Consider the following 24,729-nt stretch of genomic DNA (forward strand, 5'->3'; position numbering starts at 1 on the left):
TTCATGAAATCCAGATTCGCAAAACCCATGACGCTGGCTGTAGCAATTTCCGGCTTTGCACTCTTGCCAGCCTGCAGCAGCGAGACCGAAGAACCGGACAATCCTGCGGCGACGCAGGAAGAAGGAACGCGGACAATGGCCGCTTCGCTCGGCGAATTGCCTGATATGGCCTTGCTGAACGGAGCGATCTCTTCGGCCGAGCTTGGTTCGGTTTTCGACGGCCCCGGCAGCTACACTCTGCTGGCGCCCAACGACAAGGCTTTCGAAGCTCTGGGAGAACGCGGCAAGGTTCTTCTCCAGGAAGAGCAGCGCCCCGTGCTCGTCGGCCTTTTGCGCGAACACATCCTGCCCGGACACCTTACTCCGGAAAACATCGCCAAGGCGATCGATGACAGGGGGGGGGACGTGACCATGACGACGCTTGGCGGGGGCGAGGTGACCTTCTCGAAGAACGGCGACGATGTCACCGTGTCCAACGGCAATGGATCTTCAGCGAGCTTCGCCAGCAGCGCGACAGCAGCAACCAACGGCGTGATCATTCCGATCGACAGGGTCCTGGTGCCGAACGAACAGTCGCAGGGCTGACCTTCCGAACTAGTAGTCGCGGCTGACTTCCGCGACGACACTTTCGCGGCCGATGGTCGACACGCTTGCCAGCAAGGAAAGCCAGCTGGTGATGCGGAACTCGACCTCGGTAGCGCTATATCCCCGGCCGTCGGTGATGATCTCTACGTAGAAGCGGCGGCCGATATTCTTGCCCAGAGCAACACCTGTTTGCCGGCCAAGAGCCGGATCGGCAGAAACGATGCGCAGCCGGTCCAGACCGATTGCGCTTCTCAGCTGATTGATAGGATCGAGCCCACCACCGCCACGTAGGCTGGCTACTGCTGCGCCGAGTTGCAGCGCATCGGTAGCCGAAAGCGTTGTAATTGACCCGCCGAACAGCAGACGAGCGAGAATCTCTTCCTCCGGCAGTGCCGGATCCGAAGTAAACGCGATTTCCGTCTGCGATACGGTACCGGATACGGTCACCGCCACATCGACACCGTCACGTTCGGTTTCAGCACGGATATCGAGCGAGGGATCTATCTCCGTATTCTCGTCGAAGTTGATCTCGCCTCGCGTGAGTTCGAAGCGTGTTCCAGCAAAGGTGTAATCCCCGCGCACGACCTGCGCGCTGCCGCCGATGCGGGGATCGTCAGTCGTACCGCGAAGGATGATATCTGCACCCCATTCGCTTTCCAGTCCCATACCGTCGACATCGATACGACTGTTGCCCGAGGCATTGATCAGGTAACGCCAGGGACGTCCCGGCGCGACAACCGGGGCACGGTCCGAAGGTGCATTAATTTCGCGAGTGGCGATGACCGGAAGACGCATATCCTCCGCTGCGCTCGCCAATCGCCAACTAGCCCGATTGATACGCACGCGCCCAGCAATAGTCCCACCCAGGCCATTGGATACAATGCGCAACGGACCGGTCACTGTCGCAGAGAGCCCGTTTGCCCTGAGCAAGCTAGCATTCCGGGCCGATGCGCGCAGGTCCAGCGTGGGACCACGAATTTCGGTAAAGCGTCCTTCCACACGCTCGCCAAGACCTTCCAGGTCGACAATCCCGCTACCCGTTACCGTTCCACCGTTCTCGGTCGATCCTGCGAAACGCGTAAGGTTGAGGCGCGAACCAGCGAACGTCCCGCGGACGGTCACATCCCGGATATCGGTGCCCGAAAGCGAACTTCGTACGCGTAGATCCTCGCTACGCACCGTACCTCGTACCCGGGGATTGGCGAGTGTGCCGGTCGCATTGGCTGCGATGGAAGCGGGCCCTGTAAGATCGAAAGCGTCGATAGCGGCCAGTCGCCAGAGGCTCTCAGCGGCACCCTGATATCGTAGCTGCGCATCGAGTTGGCCAGCACGCAAGCGCTGGGTCAGATCGCCGCTCCGGGGAAGGCCGTTTATATAAGCCTGGATGCGCCCGCGCTGAATATCCTCATTCGCCAGGACTGCCCGAGCCTCGAGGCTGTTTTCTTCCAGCCTGGCAAGCAGCGAAAGATCGACAGGTTTTGACGACAACACAAGTCCGGAGCGGGTCAGTTGATTGACCTTTACGCGCGCCGTCCCCGTGGGCAGACCACCACGTACGGATTGGATGTCCACGACACCTGAGATTGTGCCGCCCAGCCCTAAGTCGTTCATAACGACATCGACAAGCGACAACGGCATGCGTGCAAGTTTGACTTCGAGGTCGGTTTGTTCGGATCCGAACGAACCCGACGCAATCGCCCCGCCATCGGCAAAATTGATCTGGGTCGGCGCAAGTTGCCAGCCCCCGCCCTCAAGGGCGGTTAGGACCGCGCGGCGGGGCATGGTGATCTTGCGCCCTGCGAATTGACCGTCGGCTGCCAATGCAATCCTGTCGGACTGGAACTGAGCGTTCAAATCGAGTGCGAACCTGTTGCCACGACGGCCGGAAATGGCCGCATCGAGTTTCCCTACTCCATCCACCACCTCGCCCTGCGCCGCCATTCTGCCGATGAACAGTGTTCCATATTGGAGACCCTGAGCATTTGCGGAACCGGAGAATGTATAACTACCCCCACCGATTACTCCGGTGGCATCGATATCGGCGCGACCGATGGAAAGAGGAGTAGCTCCGCCGAAGTGGGCATTGCGAGCAGAGAGATCGAGATCGACGCCTTGGCCTCCCCTCCTCGGCGTCAGTGCGATCGTCCCATCCAGCCCTCCGCCAGCAAGGACCAATGCTCCCTGAGCTCCGCCCTCGACCAGGGTGAGATCACCCGACACATTGGTATCGGAAACGGTCAGGCTATCGATGTCGATGCGGGTCGGTCCGCCTTGAGGCGAATAAAGTCCCAGTGATCCGGCAAAAGGTCCTAGTACGGATCCGCCTTCGGTATCGATGGAGAACCCGTCGTCAGTGGGCGCGATGGCCAGTCGGACGTCTTCTAGGCCTGTGACCGGCCGCGCGAAGACCAGTTCCGCCGTAGGAGCGCCGTTCTCAATACGACCCTCAACTGTGAAGGGCCCGTAATCGGCATGCTCTCCGTTTCCAGCAAGGGTGGTCGTCGATCCCGAGATCCTTCCATCCATTGCCAGACGTAACTTTTGAGAATTCACCCGCAAGCGCGTGAAATCGATTGCGGCTCCGCTTCCGGTAGCCACGCCACCGCGAACCCGAACTGTTGGGCCTGCCAGGTTGGCAAGGGTCTCGTTCGTGACCGGCGAGATACGGGCATCGAGATCGGCTGCGATTTTCCATCCAGAAGGAAGGAGATCGAAATCGATCATCGCTGTTCCGCCTGCGGTCCCTACGTTGTTCAAGGCCAAGCCATCTGCGCGCACAGGGCCCCGTACTTGATAGCGGCCGGAAGCAAGGTTCCCGCGCAAAGCCAAGTTCGCAGCAAGTCCTTTGAATGCAATTCTCAGGTTGTTGCCGAGAAGCTGATTTCCCGAAAGCACAAGCTGGCCTCGCCCGTTTCCGTTCACAAGACGCGGATCCACGAGGTCATTGCCCGTCTGAATGCGCTCGACGTTCAGAGAAAGCGGAAGTGTCCAGCTATTGCCATCGTAACGGGCGGTCCCTTCCTGTCGCAGTCCGCCAATTCTTGTCGTTCCCGAAATCAGGCGCCCTACTGTCAGGTCGTGAACGATCGTGAGATCGGAGAAGCTGCCGTTCAAAGTGGCAGTCGCTTGCGCATTTTCCAAGCGAAGGCTCTCACCAAACAACGCCGGATCGCGCAATCCGACATCGATTTGGTAATCTGTTACTCTGTTTTCAGCCAGGTCGATCAGCCCTTCGCCGTCAAAGCGCAGACCTCGACCAATCAATCGTGTGCGACCATCGAATTTCCGGGCATCGATTGCTAACCGCGATTGAATGGCAACGTCTTCGCCCAGCGCATTTGCCACGGTTCCTGTCACGAAATCACTCGGGTCTACCTTACCGATCAGCCCGAAAATGCCGTCATTGGCCGTCACGCGAAGTGCGGCAATCCTTTCCTCTGGCGAGCGAACCAGCAGCCCACCTTGCCAGCGAGACCAAGTTCCATCGCCTCGCAGTTTTGCACTATAGCCCTGCGGAAGGCCGAGCATGGCTACTAGAGGGCCATCGTCGAATGCTTCTATGTCGGCGGAGAGGTCGAAATTATCGCCATCAGGTTCGGCATCGACCAGCAGCGCCAGAGTATCCCGTTCGCCAAGTCGCGCATCGCCATCGACGAACAAGCGGCGATCTTCCACCTGCACCTGAGCATTCAGGTCGACCCTTTGCGCCGTATCTCCCGCGAGCCCGGGTGCCAGCATGAGATTTTCGACTTGAAGCTTGTCGATGGAAATATCGAAGCCGGGCAAGATCGGCCCTTCTTCCTCGCTGGGAAGGAATTCAGGAAGTCGAGCAAGCGTGGCTCTGCGCGCGGATAAACTATCAATGTCGAGCCGGTTGTCTAACCAGGCCCGGGGGTTCCAGTCGATCTCGGCTTGGGGGATCGTGAGAAAAACCCCCTGAGGATCGGACAGGGTGACATCGTGCAGTACGGCATCGCCGTAAATATTACCTTCGATCCTTCCGACCCGAATAACCAGACCGTTTGGAAACGTACGCTTGCTTATCTGGCTGGCCAGAAAGCGTTCGCCCAAAGGCGTATTGAGAACGATTAGCGCCGCGATAACAAGCAGGATCGGAGCAGCGATAAGGATAACCGCCCATTTGCCGATCTTTCCAGCCCTGCTGCGTTCACGCTGCGGAGCGGCCTGCTCTCCCATATCGACGTCTGTCATCAGAATGCCTGCCCGAGCGAAACGTAAACCGCGACCGGAGCGTCATCCTCGTCGGGGGTCAATGGGACGCCGACATCGAGGCGGATCGGCCCGAAGCCGGTATGGTAGCGCAAGCCAAGGCCCGCGCCTATCTTGATATCTTCGAAATCTGGGGTTGGATCAGGTCCGACCGAGCCTGCATCGACAAATGGTACAACAGAAACGGCGCCATCGAGGAATCCCGTGCGAATTCGAGCTTCGAACGCAAGTTCCACAAGGCTACGTCCGCCGGTCGGTTCGCCCAAGTCATTGACTGGCCCGATCTTGCGGTAACCATAACCACGCACGGAACCGCCACCGCCAGCATAGAAGCGCCGTGATGGTGCGATTTCCAGCAGGTCTGCGCCAGGTATCGAACCAAAAGTTGCCCTTCCGGCGAGCACTATTCGATCTCCAAGCGACTGGTAGTAGCTGCCGTCGATCTGACTACGCACATAGAAGCTTTCGACACCATTGGTGGTCGATGCTTCGGGAGACAATCTGCCGCCAAGTCGGAACCCGCGGGTGGGGTCGAGCAAGTCATCAGTCTCGTCGAAGAGAACCGTGCCCGGAAGCGCAGCCACGAAATAGGTCTGGCGTGGTTCCACCACCCCATCAACGACTGGCGGGCGCTCTTGCGTTGCAATCAGTTCCAGCCCTGCCGACCAACTAAAGTTTTTCTGGAACAGCAAGGTCGATTTCCGCTCGAAGACACCCGTCAGTGCAATCGTGCGCGCGTCGAAAGCTGGGCTGTCGATCGTGTTGGCGTAAGCATCCAGCGTGAGGACGCGATCGCGCCCACCGAAGTTGTTCTTCCGGAATGTTACTCCGGCCAATTGCTCTTGAGTCCCCGCTATACCGCGAATGCGCAAGGAACCTTCCGGAGGAAACAGGTTGCGATGTTCCCAACTCGCTTGAACGCGGACGCCTTCTTCCGATCCATAACCAATCGCACCAGCGATCGTGCGTAGCTTGGCCCGCTGAAGTTCGACGTCCATCGCAACGACCCCAGGTTCTTCGCCAGTTGGCGGAGAAATTTCCCGTGGCGTGACGGAAACCGATGAGACCAGACCTGTAGCTGTGATTGCACGACGCAAGTCAAGCGAAAGGCTGCGCTGATAGGTGTCGCCCGGCTCGAACCGCGCAATCTTCGCGAGATGCCGACCCGACAGGAAGCCAGGCTCGCTACTGACCACTTCCCCGAAGACATATTTGCCGTTCGGCGAGACATTCATTGTCAAATCGCCTTCGACCCGCTCGTGATCGATCAGCAATTCAGGCGCATCGATAGAAGCGAAAGGATATCCGGTTTCACCCAATGCACGATCAAGATCGAATTGCTCCTGCACGATCGTATCGCTCTGCAAAAAATCGCCCGGATAAATTTCGAAAGAATCGCGTAGCTCTGCCCCATCGGGCGCTGCTGCAAGATTGCCGAGATCGACCGCACCAACCTTGTACCGCTCGCCAGGAATTATATCGAAGCGCACTGTTGGCGTTTCGGAAGCCGTTGCCTCACCCGCTTGCAAGTTACCGATCGAACGGATGACCTGTCCATCATAGTAGCCGTACACCCGAAGCAGATCACCGAGTAATTCTTCGTCTTCGCGAGCGCGGGCAGCAAGCTGTGCGAGATTGGCCTCTGAATCCTCAAGCTCTTCGATTGTCGACAGGGCTTCAAAGCGTTCCACGAAGTCTCCACGACCGGAGAAAGGCGGCTCGGTCTGTGGGAAACCCAAGACCAAGTTATCGCCGATACGGTCGGTCTCTGCCTCCTCAAACGAAACACTAGGCTGGCCCAAATCCAGGTCGGCAAATTCGATGTCTTCGTCAGGTTCGAGTGGCTGGAAATCCTCGATCGCGATATCTTCCGGCCAGGGCAGATCGAAACCTGGGGGCTGGCTAATGGGCGTGTCCGGGTCCGGCGCGTCCAAATCGGAAGATTCGATTGCTTGATCGGCACCCTGTTCAGCCCAACTGTCTGGATTTTCGACAGCCGTATCTGGAATCAGGTCTTCGAGAGATGGGTTCGACGATTGCGCATGAGCACCAACCGAGAAACCAAGCAAGGCAACCGCAGCCACACAATGCTTCAGGCTGCTCCGAAACTTCTCAATCGCGAACCTTGTACCGGAGCCTGCCGCCATCCTTGGATGGCATGGGATCGTCATTCCGCTGGCCATGAGAGCGTACGGAGTCCTCAATGAGGCGCTTTTGCTCAAGATCGGGAAAGCGCTCCCACCCGAGGCGAGTGAGGCGCTCGAGCGGGCGATACCGGACCTTGTATTGCATACGGTCCGACCCTTCGACCCAATAGCCGAGGTATACATAAGGCAGCCCGCTGTCCGCAGCACGCCTGATGTGGTCGAGAATAATGTAGTTCCCAAGCCCGGATCGATCCTCAATTTCAGGGTCATAAAAGCTGTAGATCATCGACAGCCCATCACCCTGCACATCTGTGAGACATGCACCGACCAGACGACCCGGCTCGGCACCTACTCCCGTCTCCCGATATTCAACGACATAGCTCGATACGGGCGTATGTTCCACCATATCGGCAAAATCTGATTCGTCCATCTCCGCCATGCCTCCACCGGGGTGTCGTGCGGCGAGATATTTCCTTAATAAGGCGTATTGTTCTTCGGTAGCCCAAGGCCGGCATTCGGAAACGACAAGATCGTCGTTGGATTTCAGAGTGCGTTTCTGGCTGGAAGACGCCCTGAATTCATCGGCAACCACGCGAACGGAAACGCACGCCTGGCAGTCCAGGCAGGATGGACGATATGCCACGGTCTGGCTGCGACGAAAACCGATCCGGCTTAGCGCCTCGTTCAATTCATCTGCAGATTCGCCGCGCAGTTCCGTGAAGACCTTTCGCTCGCTCCTGCCCGGCAGGTACGGACACGGCGCCGGGCTGGTCACGAAAAACCGGGGGAATCGAATAGGTGCCGTCACGGCTGCGGATCCTTTTGTTGCTACGAACTCTATTCGTGAACAACTCCGTTATGCATGACGCGGGTCCAGGTTAAAAGACTCTTAACCATGAAAATTGGCCACTGGGCGCGAGTCGCACCTAGAGGCCAAAAATGCTTTGAATTTTGAAGTGAGCTTCAGGCGAGTTCAGCCAGCTCGACATTATAGCCTTTGCCTTCAAGTGCCTTCACCAGTCGATCGATCTGCGGAGCATCACGCGCTTCGCATTCGATTTCGGTGATCAAACCTTTGGCAGGTAAGGTCGTAAAGATGCGCTGATGATAAATTTCGATGATGTTGACATTGTGCTCGTTAAATTCACGCATGACCTTGAACAGGGCACCTGGACGGTCCTGAAGAGTGATGCGTAGGCGGGCAAGCCTCCCCGAACGCGCAAGGTCGCGCACCAGCACGTTGGCAAGGAGGCGTGTATCAATGTTCCCACCGCACAATACGAGCCCGACGGTTTTGCCAGCGAATTTCTCGGGATTGGATAACACCGCCGCGAGGCCAGCAGCACCGGCCCCCTCTACCACGGTCTTCTCAATCTGGAGAAGCAGCGACACGGCATGCTCGAGATCCGCTTCTTCGACGAGAAGCACTTCGTCGACCAATTCTGAGATGATCTGCCGCGTGAATGCGCCGGGTTCCTTGACCGCAATTCCTTCAGCCAGCGTGTCGCCACCACAAGGCAGAACATCTCCCGTCACAGCAGAATACATTGAGGGATAGAGCTTTGCCTGAACCCCTATCATGTGGATGTCGGGGTTGAGCGCCTTGGCGACCGTCGCCATTCCGCTCATCAGTCCACCTCCCCCGATCGGCACGACAAGATAGTCGAAGTCGAGCTTTTGCTCGAGCATCTCGAGGGCGACTGTGCCCTGTCCAGCGGCAACCTTGGGATCGTCGAAAGGATGAACGAAAGTCAGACCGCGTTCTGCTTCCAGTGCACGCGCATGTTCATACGCTTCATCGAAAGTTTCGCCGAACAGTACCACGTTGCCGCCGACGCTTTCCGTCTGCATGACCTTAACGCTCGGAGTAGTCGAGGGCATGACGATGGTTACGGGCACACCTAGCCGCCTTCCATGGTAGGACAGGCCCTGAGAATGATTTCCAGCCGAAGCCGCAATAACGCCCTTTGCTCTTTGCTCTCCCGATAATTGCTCCAAGGCGTTGAGCGCGCCGCGCTCCTTGTAAGCGGCGGTGAACTGATGGTTTTCGAATTTCAGCCAGATGTCAGCGCCTGAAATATCGGACAGTGTGATAGAACGCATCATCGAGGTCTTGACCACGGCGCCATCAATGCGCTGGGCTGCCTCTCGCACATCGGCCAAGGTAAGAAGCTCGCGCGCGTCCTGATCGGCGCGCAGGGTTGATGCCTGTGTCATGGCGGCTGCCCCTAGTGGGTCGCAGACAACGGCGCAATTGCCGAAAGGGTTTGCGCGCGCCAAGCTATGCCTTATCGCGCATATCAGACCTACCGACTTGGGATCGCCTTGATGAAATTAAAACTCGCTACCGCTCTTCTCGCTTCGGCTATTGCAATGCCTCTGCAAGCTGATGTGCTGGTAGATAATGTGGACGGCGTCACACTTGACGAGGGTGGCAAGGTCACGCGCTTCGAGGCCCTTGTCATTGATGATGAGGGCCGGGTTTCGCAAGTCCTTCGCCGCGGCCAAGAGCGTCCGCGTACGGAATATCGGGAAGACGGCGAAGGCAGGATCATGATCCCAGGCATGATCGACGCGCACGTTCATGTCATGGGTGTGGGCTTCGGGGCGCTGACTCTCGATCTGTCTGACACCAACTCGTTGGAAGAAGCGCTTCAGAAAATCCGGACCTTTGCTGCCGAAAACGAATCCCGGCCGTGGATACTCGGGCGGGGTTGGAATCAGGAAAGATGGGGTCTCGGCCGCTTCCCGACGGCCGCCGAACTGGACAGCGCGGTGAGTGATCGACCTGTGTATCTTCAACGTGTGGACGGGCACGCCGGCTGGGCCAACAGCCTTGCCTTGCAAGCAGCAGGCATCACATCCGATACCAAATCCCCGAGCGGTGGCCGGATCGAAAGACTTGCCGACGGCAAGACCCCGTCCGGCGTGTTTGTGGACGCCGCAGAGCAACTTATGAATTCGGCAATTCCCGCACCGCGACCGAACGAGCGCGACTTGGCTTTTGCAGAAGCCCAGAAAGTCTTTCACCGGCAAGGTATCACCGCTGTTGCCGACATGGGCACGAGTATCGAAGACTGGCAGGCGTTTCGCCGTGCTGGCGACAACGGTTCGTTGACGCTTCGGATAATGAGCTACTCTGCTGGTATCGATGAAGCTCTGCTCATCGCGGGCGCGAACCCGTCGCCCTGGCTTTATGATGACAAGCTACGGCTAAATGGCGTGAAGCTCTATCTCGATGGAGCGTTGGGCAGCCGCGGAGCGTGGCTTAAGGAGCCTTACAGCGACGATGCCGGAAATCGCGGACTTCCGCTGATGGCGCCTGCCCAGCTCCGCAATATCCTGGTCCGCGCGGCACAAGGCGGCTTCCAGCCGGCAATCCATGCTATTGGAGACGCTGCTAACGCTGAAGCGGTTAACGCCGTAACTGAAATCGCAGAAAGCTTCCCTCAGGATCTTCGTTGGCGCATCGAGCATGCACAAATCATCGACCCAGCAGATCTTTCGAAATTCTCCAACCACGGGATCATCGCCAGCATGCAACCTGTCCACCAGACAAGCGATATGTATATGGCTGAAGCACGCCTCGGACAGGATGGGCTTGGCGGGGCCTACGCTTGGAACACCATTCTCGAATTGGGCGGAAAGCTGGCCTTCGGCTCTGATGCTCCAGTGGAATCGGCCGATCCGTTCGCTGGCTTCGCTGCCGCAATTACGCGAAGCAATTCCGCTGGCGAACCCTTCGGTGGCTGGCAACCGAACGAGAGAGTAAGCCGAGAGGAGAGCTTCGCTGCCTTTACCGCAGACGCGGCCTACGCAGGATTTGCCGAGGGACGCTTCGGCCGTTTGATACCCGGTGAACGCGCTGACTTTGTTCTGGTAGACACCGATCCGCTCATGGCCACGCCCGAAGAAATTCGACAGACCCGAGTATTTGAAACGTGGGTGGGCGGTCGCAAGGTCTACGACGCGGACTGATCGCCTTCGGACTCCGCTGGCACCTCTGCCTCAATCTTGGTCTTTGCATCGCGCCGGTCGAAAACGCGCATCAACAGCAGAGAACCTTCAAATAGCAGCAGCAAAGGGATGGCCAGGAGCAATTGCGACCCTGGATCGGGCGGGGTTATCACTGCGGAAAGTGTTACGACAAAAACGATCACGTAACGCCGCGCGCCAGCCAATTGGCTACGCGTGACAATTCCCGCGCGATGAAGGAGCAACAGCAAGACCGGCAGCAGGAAGCTCATCCCGAAGGCCAAGATAAACTGCATCACCAGACCAAGGTACTCGTTCGCCGTGGGCAAAGCCTGGATTTCCAGGCCCCCGGCCGTCCCTTCGAATCCGAGAAACCAGGTAAAGGCAGTGGGCATAACAACAAAGTAAGCGAGCGACGCCCCGGCGAGAAAAAGGAACGGCGTTGCAAGCAAAAATGGGAGGAAAGCCTTTTTCTCCTTTGCGTACAGCCCCGGAGCGACAAACGCCCAAAGCTGATTGGCGATATAAGGAAACGAAAGGCAGAAGCCGGCAAACAAGGCGACCTTCAATTCCACGAAAAAGACTTCGTAAAGCTTGGTGAAAATCAACTGGCCCTCCCCCTCCGGAAAGGCCTCCTTGAGTGGTTGGATCAGAAAGCCGAGAATATCGTCTGCAAAATACAGACAAACCCCGAAAGCAACAACGAGCGCCGCGACGCAGCGTACAAGCCGCGATCGCAACTCGATCAGGTGATCCAGCAGGGGCGCCTGCGTATCATCTATGTCCCTAAGCTGGAAAGCCATCAGCTATCCTTATTGGTCTCGTCGAACGGCAGGCCCGGCTCTTCACTCGATTGCCCCTCTTCGGTGCGAGGTGAAGCGGGTCGATCAACCTTGTTTACCAGTGCTTCAGCGCTGACGTTCGATCCACTCCGCTCGGCGCGTTCAGGGGCCAGCGGCTCCATGCCCTCACCAGAAGGCAGTATGTTGTCGGGAGCTCCACCCTCCGGTTCGCTACCGGTAGGATACTTGGCCATAATTTCCTTATTACGCTGAGACCACTTTTCTTCCATGTCCTCGATCTCGGCCTGACGAACCATTTCGTCGATGCCAGAGCGAAAATGAGAGGAAATGCGGCGCAGCTTACCGATCCAGCGGCCAGCAGTGCGCATGGCAGCGGGCATATCCTTGGGTCCAATCACTAGGATTGCGACCACCACGATAACCAGTAATTCGGCCGCGCCGACGTCAAACATGGCCTAACGGCTCTTCAGCGATATCACTTGGTCTCTGACGGTTTTTTGACCTGATCTTCGGTCAGCCCATCATCTGCTGGCTTCGCATCATGCGCGATTTGCTTGGCCGGCTTCGTCTCTTCTTCATTCATTCCTTGCTTGAAGCTTTTGATGCCTTTGCCGAAATCACCCATCATTTCCGAAATTCGCCCGCGTCCGAATAGAACGAGGATCAGAATGGCGATGATGACGAGTTGCCAAGGGCCGAGCGACATTGTGAATACCTTCCAAGCGGATGCGTTTGATCACAAGTATAGGCGCCCTTTGTGGCGAATGCCAGTCAGGCTTAAAGAGAGGATTCCTCGGCCTCTGCATCAGGTTCGGAGCCCTCGCCCATCAACTCCTCGTAAGCATCCTCGACCGGATCCAGAAGACCTGTCGCACGCAATTCCGCAATCCCCGGCAGGTCCTTACGGCTAGTCAGGCCGAAATGATCGAGGAAATCCGGAGTTGTCGCATAAATTGTCGGTCGACCGGGGACCTCCCGCCTGCCAGCGATCTTGACCCAGCCGGCCTCCATCAAGACATCAAGTGTGCCGCCGCTCGTCTGCACGCCTCGTATCGATTCGATTTCGGCACGACTTGCGGGCTCGTGATAGGCGATGATTGCAAGAACTTCGGTCGCAGCTCGAGAGAGTCTGCGCACTTGCTCGCGCTCCTTACGAAGCAGATGGGCCAGATCTGATGCTGTTTCGAAATGCCAGCGCATCCCTCGCTGGACGAGGCGTATCCCCCGGCTCTCATAAAAGGCAGCAAGAGCTTTCAAACTTTCGCGCACACGACCTTTATCGACGTCGCCAAGGAACCCCGCCAAGGCCTCCACGCTCATCGGTTCTTCAGCCGCGAAAAGAGCTGCTTCTATTGCGCGTTCCAACTGGTTCACCTTGCCCGCCGTAGCCGCATCGGCCCAAAAGTCTCGTCTTGGTCGATTTCCGCCCTGCCAAGCCTAGCCAATTCGAGAGCCGCCACAAAACTCGAAGCTAGTGCCGACTTTCGTAATCGCGGCTCCGCGTGTGGGGGAAGGAATTCGCGCAACTCCATCCATTCCAGAGTGACCCCGAGCATATTTGAGACCCGATCAAGCGCTGATTCGAGCGTCATCACAGGCCGTTCCCGAACCATATGGACCGCAGGAGCGGTGCGTGCTTTCACCCGACCATAAGCCTCGATCAGCGCGAACTGATCACTGTCCCAGCAGGTCTTGCGGACAATGTCCAAGCCTTCCGGGCTCCCACGAAGAAACACGTCCCGCCCGATCCGGTCGCCGCCCATCAGCCGTGCTGCAGCCTCTCGCATTGCATCCAGTCGTTGCAATCGCAACTGGAGCTTCAGCGCCAGTTCTTCAGGGCTTGGATCTTCCTGCTCCTCCTTCGGCAGGAGCATAGCTGACTTGAGATACGCAAGCCACGCTGCCATCACGAGATAGTCGGCCGCAACCTCCAGCTTGAGCGCCTCCGCCTGATCGATGTATTCGAGATATTGCTCGACCAGAGACAGAATGGATATCTCTCGCAGGTCCACTTGCTGGCGCCTTGCGAGGTCGAGCAACAGATCGAGCGGACCTTCCCAGCCCCCGAGTTCCAGATAAAGAGCGTCAGTATCGCTCCCGTCTTCCATGGAATGGCCTTCCTGTTCGCGGTCAGCTTGTTCAAGCTCGGCGAACGGAAGGCCGTTGCTCATGCCAACTGTTCCGTCAGAGCCAGAAGATCATCGCGTTTTGCAAGAAGGTCACCCATATCGATTGCGTCCGGCTGCTCACCCATGGCGTTGTGAACGCAGTCTAGGCGGCGCGTACTGGTGTCCGACATGTCGGGAAACCGCTCGGCAATCTGCCGCTGCTCGGCCATGTTCGCCCAGCAATTGAGGATGATGTCACAGCCGGCGGCCAGTGCAGCGGCCCCGCGGTCGGGTATGCTGCCCTTCAGCGCTTGCATGTCGATGTCGTCGGTTAGCAAGAGCCCGTCGAAACCGATCCTGCCGCGGATGATCTCTTCGATCACCCGGTCTGATAATGTCGCCGGATTATCCTTGTCCCACGCAGTGAAGACGATGTGGGCGCTCATGCCGAGCTGGTGATGCGCCAGGGCCTGGAAGGGTTCGATATCCTTTTCGAGCTCTTCATCGCTGGCCGTTACTACGGGCAGCTCCTTGTGGCTGTCCGATGTCGCCCGTCCATGCCCGGGCATGTGTTTGAGACAGCCTACGACGCCGCCCCTTGTCATGCCCTCGAGTACCGCGCGGCCCAGCGCCGCCACCTGCACCGGCTCGCTGCCGAGAGCGCGGTCACCTATGACATCGTCGGTTTCGGGTCGCCGGACATCGAAGGGAGCGTGGAAGTCCACCGTCACGCCTACCAGCGCGAGCTCCCGCGCCATCGCTTCCGCATTTACGCGAGCCGCTTCGATCGCAGAGGCTGGCGCAATCTCGTACAGCTTGGCGAACGCTTCCCCGGCGGGATATTTCGGCCACTCGGGCGGCTTCATCCGCGCCACACGTCCGCCTTCCTGATCGATCGATATAATCAACCGCTCCCGCCCGTGAATGGCGCGTAGATCGTCGGTCAGTCTCCGCATCTGCTGGCGGTCGATGCAATTTCGGCCGAACAGAATATAACCAGCCGGATCTGCCTCGCGGAAGAATGCGCGCTCGTCCGGCGAAAGGTCCGGGCCTGAGATACCGAAAATGGCAGGTGTCATGTCAGCAAAACTGCGATCTTTCTGCGCTCGTGCCAAGGAAGCATGAGTCAGCAGGTGTGGAAATCGGGGCGAAAGTCTTTTCGGTTCTGGCTATTTTACGAAGCAGGCCAATCCATCGTTCTGAAGGCGATCACAAAGCGACCGCGCTTCTGATTTGCCACCGGTCAAGGCCTGGAGGCGATAGACAGTCCCAATGTCGACCTGCGCTTCGACCACACGGTGCCGTACGCCGTTCAACACTTCGGTTTGCCGCAGGAGGCGTCCCCAAGCCTCTTCGGCATCGCCGCGCTTGGGATAAGCACCAACCTGCACACTCGTTCCCGCAGCAGGTTCCGGGCTACGGGGGCCTTCATTCATGGTCGTAGAAAGAGACGGTGATGCTGGCTCGGCTGCCGGCTTCACGGGTGCTTCCGCCGTTGACTTGTCGGCCAACTTGCTTTCGCGCCGCTTTCCTTCTCCCACGGCGAAGCTGGTGTCACCGGTACCAGCGTATTCCTTGCCACCGGGATTTTCGGGCCGGGTTTTATATGGCTCTGTCGGCGCCTCGACCACACTGCCATCCGCAGGCGGTTCATCGCTGGTTGCACCCAAGGCGAACCATGCAGCTCCGACGAGAACAGCTACGAACAACAGCGAGAACGCGCCAATCATGACGAGCCGCGAAGTGGCAAAGCCAGCTTCTCGCTCGTCCTCGTCCTCCGATTCCAGCCACGGGAGACGCTCGTCGCTTTCGATCAGTTCAAGATCGGTGCCGCCCCAATCTTCCCCGTGCTCGTAGGGCGCTCTCGCCATTGCCTTACATCTCCTCGACTGCCTCGACACCTAATATGCCGAGACCATTGCGGATCACCTGCCCGACTTGCGCCGCCACGAAGAGGCGCGCTGCGGTCAGCTCGGCATCACTCTCCTGAATGATCCTTTTCGCAGGATCATCATTACCCGCATTCCAGAAGCTGTGGAAGGCCGCTGCAAGGTCGCCGAGGAAGAAGGCAATGCGATGCGGCTCGCGAGCCTTTGCAGCCGCCTCTACCACGCGCGGGAATTGCGCAGCTTCGCGAACCAGAGCAATCTCGTCCGCCCCAAGTCGATCGAGGTTCGCGTCACTCGGCTCCACGCCCGCCTTGCGCAGCGTAGAGCGTATGCGCGCGTGGGCATATTGGAGGTAGAAGACCGGATTGTCCTTCGACGCTTCGACAACCCTTGCGAAATCGAATTCCATCTGGGCTTCGGGCTTTCTGGTCAGCATGGTGAAACGCACCACGTCCTTGCCCACTTCGTTGACCACGTCCGCGAGCGTTACGAAAGTGCCCGAACGTTTGGACATCTTAACCGGTTCGCCATTGCGGACCAGATTGACCATCTGCACCAGTTTCACATCGAAAGGCACATCGCGCCCGGCGCCCTTGGTAAGCGCGGCGACTGCTGCCTTGATCCGCTTCACCGTACCGGCATGGTCGGCGCCCCAGATGTCGATCAGCGCGTCCGCCGTTTCCGCCTTTTGGAAGTGATACGCCAGATCTGCACCGAAATAGGTCCACGCCCCGTTCGACTTCTTGATCGGGCGGTCCTGATCATCGCCGAACTCGGTCGACCGGAAGAGCGGAAGCTCAACCGGCTCCCAGTCTTCGGGCGGCGCCTTTCCTTTCGGGGCCTCGAGCACACCGTCATAGACGAAGCCGTGTTCGCGAAGCCAGGCCTCCGCCTCTTCGGGCTTACCCGCGGCCTGAAGCGTCGCTTCCGATGAAAACAGATCGTGATGGATGCCAAGAAGCGAGAGATCCTCGCGGATCATGTCCATCATTGCGGCAACCGAACGCTCACGGAACAGGTCCAGCCAATCGCTTTCCGGCGCACCCTTGTATGCGTCACCGAACTCCTGTGCGAGGCGCTCCCCAACCGGCTTCAGATAGTCTCCCGGATAAAGCCCCTCCGGAATGGCGCCGATGTCTTCGCCAAGCGCTTCGAGATAGCGGAAATGCGCAGACCGCGCGAGAACGTCCACCTGTCCGCCAGCATCGTTGACGTAATATTCGCGAATGACCTTGTGGCCGGAAAACTCCATCAGACCGGCCAGCGCGTCGCCAACTACAGCGCCGCGGCAATGCCCCATATGCATGGGCCCGGTTGGATTGGCGGAGACATATTCGATATTTACGACCTGTCCGCCGCCGATTTGAGACCGGCCGTATCCATCGCCAAGCGAGGCGATCGCCTCCAGTTCGCGCAGCCACGCAGTGTCTGAAAGGCGAAGGTTGATAAACCCGGGGCCCGCAATGGCCGCTTCAATAATGTCGGGATCGCGGTTCAGGTGAGCGATGATCATTTCCGCCAGAGCACGCGGATTGGTCTTCGCCTGCTTGGCGAGTACCATTGCGGCATTCGTGGCGAGATCGCCATGCGAGGGATCGCGCGGCGGTTCTACCGTCACGCCCGAACGGTTTGTTTCCGCGGGAAGGTGGCCTTCCATCTCGAGGGCGTTGAGAACGGCGTCAATTCGCGCCGTAAAACCGGCGTGCAAAGTCTGGATGTCGGACATAGCAGCGCGCCTAGACGAACGACGCAAAATGGCAAGATGCTAAGCGTTCGGCTGGCAGGCCGAGAGACCCTAGCGGGTTGCGTTATAACGCAATTCGTCCTGTGTCAGCTGGAAGCCCACGAGCAGTTCGAAAGTCGCGCGCTGGACCGCTGCGCGTACTTCTGGGTCAGCCAGCGGGTCGACGGCAGCGTCCGGATCGCCAGCCTCGCGCTTGCGCGTGATCTTCTCGCGGATATCTTCGGGAAGGGTCGCATCGGCACGATTGACGTATGCGCCAGCCTTGCCGCTTGCCATTGCGCGCTCCTCACCATCAGCAAAATTGACAGTTACCGTTCCGACCTGTTTCGAGATGACCGCGCTTCCGCCGCGCAGAACGGAGGAGAAATACGGTATCTCTACCGAGCGTGCCCCGCTGGTATCGCTGCGCCGCGCGACCACATTGAAAGTCGCTTCGGTATATACTCGTTCGCCCGTCTCGTTGCAGGTCGAGCTAAGGTCCGTCATCGAGGCAGTGACATCGAGATCTGCCAGCGTACGGGAAGTCGGGCTGCGAAATAGCGTGATGTCGCCAGTGTAATCGGGGATGCCAACGGCCGGGCAAGTCGTACGGACCGCGGTTATCCCTGCGCCACCACCATCAACCACCAGTTCACCAGAGGTTTTGCAACCTGCCAATACAAGGCCAAGTCCCAGGGCAGTCAGGAGGCGAGTACGGGTGATCATGTTGGCGGCATTCCTCATGTGTTCGTATGCGTACCCTGCGGCACGGCTCGCGTCCCCTAGCTTGACGCGATGCAAAGCGCTAGGGGGGCTCATATGAACGCTCCCTTTCAATCCCCGAATGACGATGGTCGGGCGAACGATCAACGCTTGCCTCTCAAATTGCTTATCGCCGCACCTCGCGGGTTCTGCGCCGGCGTCGACAGGGCGATCGAGATCGTGGAGCGCGCGCTCGAGAAATATGGCGCGCCCGTCTATGTCCGCCATGAGATCGTGCACAATCGCTACGTAGTCGACTCATTAAAGGCGAAGGGCGCAATTTTCGTCGAAGAGCTGAGCGAGGTGCCCGACGACGTGCCGGTCGTATTTTCCGCGCACGGCGTGCCCAAATCCGTTCCTGCCGAAGCGGACCGGCGCAAGCTCCTTTATGTCGACGCGACCTGCCCGTTGGTCAGCAAGGTTCACAGGCAGGCCGAGCGCCAGATCGAAAAGGGCCAGCACATCCTTTTCATCGGTCACGCCGGGCATCCGGAAGTGGTCGGGACGATGGGACAAGTGCCTGAAGGCCAGATTTCATTGGTCGAAACCTTGGACGACGTTGCGAAGCTGCCGTTCACGCAGGACGATGATCTGTCGTACCTAACGCAGACAACGCTCTCGGTAGACGATACGCGCGAAATTACCGAAGCACTGGAAGCGCGCTTCCCGCAGATCGTCGCGCCCAAGGCGGAAGACATTTGCTACGCTACCAGCAACCGCCAGGCAGCGGTCAAGATTATTGCACCTGCTTGTGATCTTGTGCTGGTAATCGGAGCGCCGAACTCCTCGAATTCTGTAAGGCTCGTCGAAGTGGCTGAGCGGCTTGGAACCGACGCGCGCCTCATCGAACGCGCTGATGAAATTCAGGCTGATTGGCTTGATGGCATCGGCACTATGGGGCTGACTGCGGGGGCTTCCGCCCCGGAAACACTCGTGCGCGAAGTAGTGGATCGTCTCTCTGAATGGCGCGTAGTCGAAGAAGAGCCGGTCGCCGCCGCCGAGGAAAACATGGTGTTCAAACTGCCACGCCAACTTACCGAATAGGTGGCTGTCTACACTCACCTCGGGGCGGAAGACTTTGCTCGCCTGATAGCGGAATACAACGTTGGCGACCTGGTCTCTGCCAAAGGAATTGCCGAGGGAGTTTCCAATTCCAACTGGCTGATCGAGACCACGCGCGGACGGTACATTCTGACGATGTATGAGCGGCGCATAGATGTGTCGCAGCTGCCTTTCTTCTTGGGACTGCTGGATCATCTGGCGCAATCGGGCTGTGCGGTGCCAGCGACCATCCATGATCGCAATGGCGCTGCATACCGGGAAATCGATGGGAAAGCCGTTGCTCTCATCGAATTTCTTCCGGGCGTTTCTCCCACTCGCCCTACCCCCGATCAAGCTGAAGCGGTGGGGGCCGCATTGGCGAGAGTACACATCGCAGGACTGACCTTCGGTGAGAAGCGAGAGAACGACCTCGCCCCGAAGGACACGGCAGCAATATTGCGCGCTTGCGATCCTGCTGTGCTTGCGGGCATCGATGGACAGCTAACCAGAGTTGCCGCTCGCGCCGACGACGTTGTCGCACGATGGCCTCGTTCTCTGCCGTGCTCCATCATCCATTCCGATCTTTTTCCCGACAACGTCCTGCTGCTGGACGGAAAGGTCTCGGGTATGATCGACTTCTATTTCGCAGCCTATGATATGATGGCTTACGATCTCGCCGTTACGCATGCTGCCTGGTGCTTCGATACGGACGGCATGAACTTCGATCGGGCCGTCGGCAACGCACTTCTGTCCGGTTACGAAGCCATCCGTCCGTTGACCGACGCCGAGCGCGAAGCTCTTCCCATTCTCGCCCAGGGCGCTTGCCTGCGCTTTGTCGCAAGCAGAGCTGAAGATTGGATCGAAACACCTGCCGATGCGCAGGTGCTGCGCAAGGATCCTCTCGATTTCCTTCGGCGGTGGGATTTCTACGCTGAAAAAGGCCAGGCTGCGTTTGCCTGATCGCGATCGCGCGTTAAGGCATCCGCGATGAAACGGATTGAAATTTTCACTGATGGTGCCTGCAAGGGCAACCCAGGACCCGGCGGCTGGGGCGCCCTGCTGCGCATGGGAGAGCATGAAAAGGAACTATCGGGCGCCGAACCGCAAACTACCAACAACCGCATGGAAATGACGGCTGCGATCAGGGCCCTGGAAGCGCTGAAGGAGCCGTGCCAGATCACTCTCCACACCGACAGCACCTATCTCATCGATGGCATCACCAAATGGATCCACGGTTGGAAGAAGAAGGGCTGGAAGAATGCTGCGAAGAAGCCTGTCGTCAATGAAGACTTATGGCGCAAACTAGACGATCTGCGCAGTAAGCACGAGATCGACTGGAAATGGGTGAAAGGTCACTCGGGCCACCCCGAAAACGAACGCGTCGATCAGCTAGCCAGTGACGCAGCCGACGAAATTGGCATGCGCCACCGCACCTAGAGGAAGCGGGATGGATCGTACTTTGATGCGTCCAGCCCGGCTGTCATCTGATCGCGCGGTTCACCAAGGAGCAGCTGTGCGGCAAGCCTGGCCGCAGCCGGCGAAGTCTGGATACCAAAACCGCCCTGCCCTGCGAACCAGGCAAAGCCTTCCACAAATGGATCGAACCCATAGACCGGCAAACGGTCAGGAGCGAAACTGCGCAGCCCTGCCCAGCGTTTCTCTACAGCTTCAATCCGCAAATCGACGACCTGCTCCAAACGGTGAATTGCAGTAGCGACAGCCAGCTCTTCCGGTGCGGCGTCGCATGGTTTGCTGGGCTCTTCATCATGGGGGCTAACCCAAAGACGGCCACCGTCCGGCTTGAAATAGAATTGGCCCGATATGTCGAGCACCAGAGGCTGATCCGATGCGGGCGCCGGTTCGGTACGAAGCTGGACGACCGTACGAAGCAGAGGCTGGATGCTGATAGGCCTGGCCCCCGCCGCGACCGCAACCCCATCCGCCCAAGCCCCTGCTGCATTGACGAGCACCGAAGCCCTAAAGCTGCCTGCTTTCCCGCAATCCAAAGTCCATACGCCCTCGGCACGCGATGCAGCCTGTAATGCTGCGCGACATTTCAAATCCACAGCCGTTGCTCGCGACAGAGCAAGGAAGTGCGCGTGCAGGCTGGCCACGTTTATATCTGCGCACGCCGGTTCCCAAATACCGTGCGTCCACTCGCTGCGAAGGCTTGCGATATGCGCCTTCAGTATCGGTTCCCCCACTCTCTCGATCCCGGCCCCGGTACCGGAGAAGCGATCCATGAAACGGGCGAGCTTAGCCTCATCGGCATCCCGCCCGATATAGAGAGCGCCGCGCCGCGTGAGAAAACCGTTTTCCTGCAGATAATTGCCCGATGCCAAGGTAAGCGGGACAATATCCGGCCCACCATAGCATTCGTCCCAGAATGCCGCGGATCGACCAGTCGCATGATAGCCCGGCTGATCCTCGCCTTCTAGAAGGAGAACGCTAACTCTTCGCTCGCCAAGTTCAGCGGCAAGACTAGCGCCGGCAATTCCGGCACCCACGATGGCAAAATCGTAGATCATCACTTTTGACGGGGCGCCAACCGGTCGAGGAATTCCGAGATCACGTCCATAGCCCGACCTCTGACGGCAGGAACTTCGCGCAGGATTTCATGATGCGCTTCCTCTCCGAATGAAGCCAACTTTCCGTGCGGCAAACGCTCGGCGGCTCGAACCGCTGCCTCATGTTTCACTAGTTTATCATTAGAAGTGGAAACGATCAGTATTGGAACATGTACTTTCTCCAATGCCCCGGCTGCTTGCAGTGTACTGGTTGAGGCGTAAGCTCTCTCTACCCATCCCCAGCTTCCCGGTCCCATCGTCAAATAAGGCCGGTGCTCGCGCCAGTATAATTCGTCCTCATAACGCGCATCGTCATGCGTCAGAAGATCACGCCTTCTTGCTGGCATCTCGCCGGGTTTCTCGCTCCATTTCCAGGCAGGTCGTTTAGGGGAGCCAATGCGGGCCATTACGCGCGAAATCGCATGCAAAATCGAAAGCGGCAGCGGCGGTCCGGTCATTTGCAGCATGGGAGCCGAAAGAATCACGGCATCCGGATCGACGGCCTCTTCGATGAGTGCGCGAGTTACGATGTGCCCTCCCATTGAATGGGCGATCAGCACATGGGGACCGGAGGTATCTTTCTTCCACTGCTTCCAAAAATGAGCAAGATCGGCCACCCAATCACCGAAATCCTTTATGTGGCCGGTTACCTCGTCGTCCCCCAGCCGACCAGAGCCGCCCTGTCCACGCCAATCTGCGGCGGTAACTTTCCATCCGGCCCGATGCCATTCCTCGAGGCTTTCGAGATACTTTTCATAAAAGTCCGCTCGCCCGGGAAGAAAAAGGATCGAGCCCCGCTCCCCGCTTCCCCCACCTGGCCAGTCTATCCGGCGAATTTCATGACCGTCCTCGCCAAGCCAAACACTTTCTATTGCGTGGCCCGGGATCTTGCGGCGATCGATCGGTTCGTCGCCTTGTGAAGTAAGCGAGGCAGGAATTGAAACCTCCGTTTAGCGCGTTCCACATGGTTACTTTTTGGTAAGCATGTTTCTGTAGGCATACCGTTCGAGAAAAGTTCGGGACGGTGCAATGGACCATGTGATTTTCACCTATGTGTTGCTCGGCGCCTTGGCAATGGCGCTGATAGTGGCTGCTTTCACCGATCTGAAAAGCAGGATCATCAGCAACAAACTGAATATCGCTATCGCTGCAGGGGCGCCGTTCTTTTGGTGGGCAACAGGTTTGGAACTGTGGCCCGGTGCCGCCCTCCAACTCGGATTGGCTGCAATCACCTTTGCTATCTGTGCCCTCTTCTTTGCCATTGGACAGATGGGTGGCGGCGACCTCAAGCTTCTTACGGTGCTAGCGCTCTGGTTTCCGCCTACACAGTTCGTGAGCTTGGTATTGATAATGGCCATGGTTGGCTGGGTGCTGACCCTGGTTATGGGGATATGGGGCGTGTCCCGCTCTAACATAGTAGGAGCAAGGCCCGTCCGTGACACGGCAATCCTGATCGGATGCACGCTGATAGCTGCCCTTTTCGCCAGCTCCATACTGGGCGGCCCTAAGCTTTCGTTGCCGCTGGCGCTAAGCGAATCAGTTGGCGGGAGTGTCGCCTTGGCTCTGGTGCCGATCGCGATACTCGCCATCGTTACCCTCGCATCAATCCGTATCATTCGGCGGCACAAGCATCAGCCGCGCATTCCCTACGGTCTCGCGATCTCGATGGCCGGGCTTTGGGTCGTGGCTGCAGCACTTCGCCCCGAAATAACGCCCATTCTGGCGAGCTGAAACGCGATTTTAACCAATCACCTCGTACGCAGAAAACCATACCCGCCCGCTTTCGAATCTCACGGGCCAAATGAGAGGGCTGACAAGCCATGGATAGGAAGAAACTGGTTCTGCTGGTAAGCGCACTGATCGTTGCGGTCGGTACTGCTCTCATTGCCCGCAGCATATTTGCAGGCGCGGCTGCTCCTAAAGCCGAGGCCGCTGCCGTTGTAGAATCGCAAGGCCCCAAGGTGCTCGTAGCACAGCGAGCTCTGCCGATCGGCACGATCATCACGGCAGACGCGATCGGTTATCAGCTGTGGCCGAAGGAGCTTGTGCAGGATGCCTACTTCCTCGACGGCGAAGCAGACGTAACCCAACTCATCGGGACAGTGGTACGTCACCCAGTTACCGCGGGCGAACCAGTCACCCAAGGTTCGCTTGTCAGCCCTGGCGATCGCGGATTTCTCGCCGCCGCACTTACTCCCGGCATGCGCGCCATTACTGTGCCTGTTGATGTAAAAGCAGCCGTAGCCGGCTTCGTCTTCCCTGGAGACCGCGTCGATATGGTTCTGACGCAGTCAGTTTCGGGTGAAGGCGGAGCACTCAAGGTTTCAGAAACAATCCTGCGTAATCTCCGCATCTTGGCAACCGATCAATCGACCAGCCAAGAAACCGTGGAGGGCCAAACCCGTGTGAAATCCTATCGTACCGTTACGCTGGAAGTTACACCCCAAATTGCTGAGAAGGTAGCCGTGGCGCAGACCCTTGGTTCATTGAGCCTTGCTCTTCGTCCTTTAGCCGACAGCCACAGCGAACTCGAGCGGGCCATTGCGTCTGGCGAACTTGTAATCCCTGAAGGGACCTCGCCCGCTGAAGAGGAGCAACTGTTACGCGAGGTTTCAAGTCGCCCCGATGACGGCAAAAGCACTTTTGTTACCGGCGGTGATGTGTCTCGCTTCCAGAGAAGTTCGATGCCTGCACAGGGTCGCGCCCCAGCTGGCGGTGGTGAGAGCTACGCCGCTCCGGTTCGTCGTGGTCCTATGGTCACAGTAACGCGCGGTAAAAAAAGCGAGGATGTCAGCATTGGCGCCGGCCGGCTTACGAATGCGGTCAGCGGCGGAATGACCAACGCCGGGCAGACTGTGCCGTCCGCCTTGAGCACCATCCGTTAAAAACGAAGCTGACA

General features: G+C 58.3%; 22 protein-coding genes. 7 read left to right on the forward strand and 15 right to left on the reverse strand.

Annotated features, from left to right (window positions below; translation table 11 throughout):
- The first annotated feature begins 3 nt into the window (after positions 1–3).
- Positions 4–585: a fasciclin domain-containing protein gene (locus ACYQ0G_RS05740; protein ID WP_460100395.1), complete on the forward strand. Its 582-nt coding sequence runs from the start codon at positions 4–6 to the stop codon at positions 583–585.
- Between the two features lie 9 nt (positions 586–594).
- Here the strand turns inward: ACYQ0G_RS05740 and ACYQ0G_RS05745 are convergent, their stop codons facing one another.
- From ACYQ0G_RS05745 to ACYQ0G_RS05760, 4 genes are all read right to left on the reverse strand, one after another.
- A complete protein-coding gene (locus ACYQ0G_RS05745) occupies positions 595–4,797 on the reverse strand; it encodes a translocation/assembly module TamB domain-containing protein (protein WP_460100398.1) in 4,203 nt (1,400 codons plus the stop codon).
- Entirely contained in the window at positions 4,797–6,899 is a 2,103-nt protein-coding gene (locus ACYQ0G_RS05750) for an autotransporter assembly complex protein TamA (RefSeq protein ID WP_460100400.1), read from the reverse strand. Before ACYQ0G_RS05750 ends, ACYQ0G_RS05745 begins: the two co-directional genes overlap by 1 nt.
- 28 nt (positions 6,900–6,927) lie before the next feature.
- Positions 6,928–7,770, reverse strand: coding sequence for an arginyltransferase (locus tag ACYQ0G_RS05755; RefSeq protein WP_460100402.1), 843 nt, complete (start codon positions 7,768–7,770; stop codon positions 6,928–6,930).
- Positions 7,771–7,925: 155 nt separating this feature from the next.
- On the reverse strand, positions 7,926–9,179 hold the full coding sequence (locus tag ACYQ0G_RS05760) for a threonine ammonia-lyase (RefSeq protein WP_460100405.1): 1,254 nt from the start codon (positions 9,177–9,179) through the stop codon (positions 7,926–7,928).
- A gap of 111 nt (positions 9,180–9,290) precedes the next feature.
- Here ACYQ0G_RS05760 and ACYQ0G_RS05765 point away from each other — a divergent pair, with 111 nt between their 5' ends.
- Positions 9,291–10,940 (forward strand): amidohydrolase, encoded by a 1,650-nt coding sequence (locus ACYQ0G_RS05765; RefSeq protein WP_460100408.1) that lies wholly within the window; start codon positions 9,291–9,293, stop codon positions 10,938–10,940.
- On the opposite strand, the gene tatC is transcribed toward ACYQ0G_RS05765, so the two are convergent.
- The 9 genes from tatC to ACYQ0G_RS05810 all read right to left on the reverse strand — a co-directional run bounded on the left by tatC (position 10,925) and on the right by ACYQ0G_RS05810 (position 18,186).
- A complete protein-coding gene (tatC, locus tag ACYQ0G_RS05770; RefSeq protein WP_460100411.1) occupies positions 10,925–11,740 on the reverse strand; it encodes a twin-arginine translocase subunit TatC in 816 nt (271 codons plus the stop codon). The genes ACYQ0G_RS05765 and tatC overlap by 16 nt on opposite strands.
- On the reverse strand, positions 11,740–12,192 hold the full coding sequence (gene tatB / locus ACYQ0G_RS05775; RefSeq protein ID WP_460100414.1) for a Sec-independent protein translocase protein TatB: 453 nt from the start codon (positions 12,190–12,192) through the stop codon (positions 11,740–11,742). The genes tatC and tatB overlap by 1 nt, the downstream gene beginning before the upstream one ends.
- 23 nt (positions 12,193–12,215) lie before the next feature.
- Positions 12,216–12,446, reverse strand: a complete 231-nt coding sequence (gene tatA, locus ACYQ0G_RS05780; RefSeq protein WP_460100417.1) for a twin-arginine translocase TatA/TatE family subunit — start codon at positions 12,444–12,446, stop codon at positions 12,216–12,218.
- A gap of 71 nt (positions 12,447–12,517) precedes the next feature.
- Positions 12,518–13,114, reverse strand: a complete 597-nt coding sequence (scpB, locus tag ACYQ0G_RS05785; protein WP_460100418.1) for an SMC-Scp complex subunit ScpB — start codon at positions 13,112–13,114, stop codon at positions 12,518–12,520.
- Positions 13,111–13,848, reverse strand: coding sequence for a segregation and condensation protein A (locus ACYQ0G_RS05790; protein WP_460100666.1), 738 nt, complete (start codon positions 13,846–13,848; stop codon positions 13,111–13,113). The genes scpB and ACYQ0G_RS05790 overlap by 4 nt, the downstream gene beginning before the upstream one ends.
- A gap of 59 nt (positions 13,849–13,907) precedes the next feature.
- A complete protein-coding gene (nagZ, locus tag ACYQ0G_RS05795; protein ID WP_460100421.1) occupies positions 13,908–14,927 on the reverse strand; it encodes a beta-N-acetylhexosaminidase in 1,020 nt (339 codons plus the stop codon).
- Between the two features lie 90 nt (positions 14,928–15,017).
- Positions 15,018–15,719 (reverse strand): SPOR domain-containing protein, encoded by a 702-nt coding sequence (locus tag ACYQ0G_RS05800; RefSeq protein WP_460100424.1) that lies wholly within the window; start codon positions 15,717–15,719, stop codon positions 15,018–15,020.
- Between the two features lie 4 nt (positions 15,720–15,723).
- Entirely contained in the window at positions 15,724–17,463 is a 1,740-nt protein-coding gene (gene argS, locus ACYQ0G_RS05805) for an arginine--tRNA ligase (protein WP_460100427.1), read from the reverse strand.
- 69 nt (positions 17,464–17,532) lie between these two features.
- Positions 17,533–18,186: a hypothetical protein gene (locus ACYQ0G_RS05810; protein WP_460100430.1), complete on the reverse strand. Its 654-nt coding sequence runs from the start codon at positions 18,184–18,186 to the stop codon at positions 17,533–17,535.
- Positions 18,187–18,279: 93 nt separating this feature from the next.
- Here ACYQ0G_RS05810 and ispH point away from each other — a divergent pair, with 93 nt between their 5' ends.
- From ispH to rnhA, 3 genes are read left to right on the forward strand one after another with little or no spacing between them, the layout of a single operon-like run.
- Positions 18,280–19,266: a 4-hydroxy-3-methylbut-2-enyl diphosphate reductase gene (gene ispH, locus ACYQ0G_RS05815; protein WP_460100433.1), complete on the forward strand. Its 987-nt coding sequence runs from the start codon at positions 18,280–18,282 to the stop codon at positions 19,264–19,266.
- Positions 19,267–20,223, forward strand: a complete 957-nt coding sequence (locus ACYQ0G_RS05820) for a homoserine kinase (protein WP_460100436.1) — start codon at positions 19,267–19,269, stop codon at positions 20,221–20,223. It begins immediately after the preceding gene.
- 27 nt (positions 20,224–20,250) lie between these two features.
- Positions 20,251–20,700, forward strand: coding sequence for a ribonuclease HI (gene rnhA / locus ACYQ0G_RS05825; protein ID WP_460100439.1), 450 nt, complete (start codon positions 20,251–20,253; stop codon positions 20,698–20,700).
- On the opposite strand, the gene ACYQ0G_RS05830 is transcribed toward rnhA, so the two are convergent.
- Both ACYQ0G_RS05830 and ACYQ0G_RS05835 read right to left on the reverse strand, forming a co-directional pair.
- A complete protein-coding gene (locus ACYQ0G_RS05830; protein ID WP_460100442.1) occupies positions 20,697–21,791 on the reverse strand; it encodes an NAD(P)/FAD-dependent oxidoreductase in 1,095 nt (364 codons plus the stop codon). The genes rnhA and ACYQ0G_RS05830 overlap by 4 nt on opposite strands.
- Positions 21,791–22,768 carry an alpha/beta fold hydrolase gene (locus tag ACYQ0G_RS05835; RefSeq protein WP_460100668.1) on the reverse strand — a complete coding sequence of 326 codons (978 nt, stop codon included), beginning with the start codon at positions 22,766–22,768 and terminating at the stop codon, positions 21,791–21,793. Before ACYQ0G_RS05835 ends, ACYQ0G_RS05830 begins: the two co-directional genes overlap by 1 nt.
- A 91-nt stretch (positions 22,769–22,859) precedes the next feature.
- Here ACYQ0G_RS05835 and ACYQ0G_RS05840 point away from each other — a divergent pair, with 91 nt between their 5' ends.
- Both ACYQ0G_RS05840 and cpaB read left to right on the forward strand, forming a co-directional pair.
- On the forward strand, positions 22,860–23,561 hold the full coding sequence (locus tag ACYQ0G_RS05840; protein ID WP_460100444.1) for an A24 family peptidase: 702 nt from the start codon (positions 22,860–22,862) through the stop codon (positions 23,559–23,561).
- Between the two features lie 89 nt (positions 23,562–23,650).
- Entirely contained in the window at positions 23,651–24,715 is a 1,065-nt protein-coding gene (cpaB, locus tag ACYQ0G_RS05845) for a Flp pilus assembly protein CpaB (protein ID WP_460100446.1), read from the forward strand.
- Positions 24,716–24,729: the final 14 nt, after the last annotated feature.

It is taken from the genome of Qipengyuania triglochinis, from assembly GCF_054655615.1.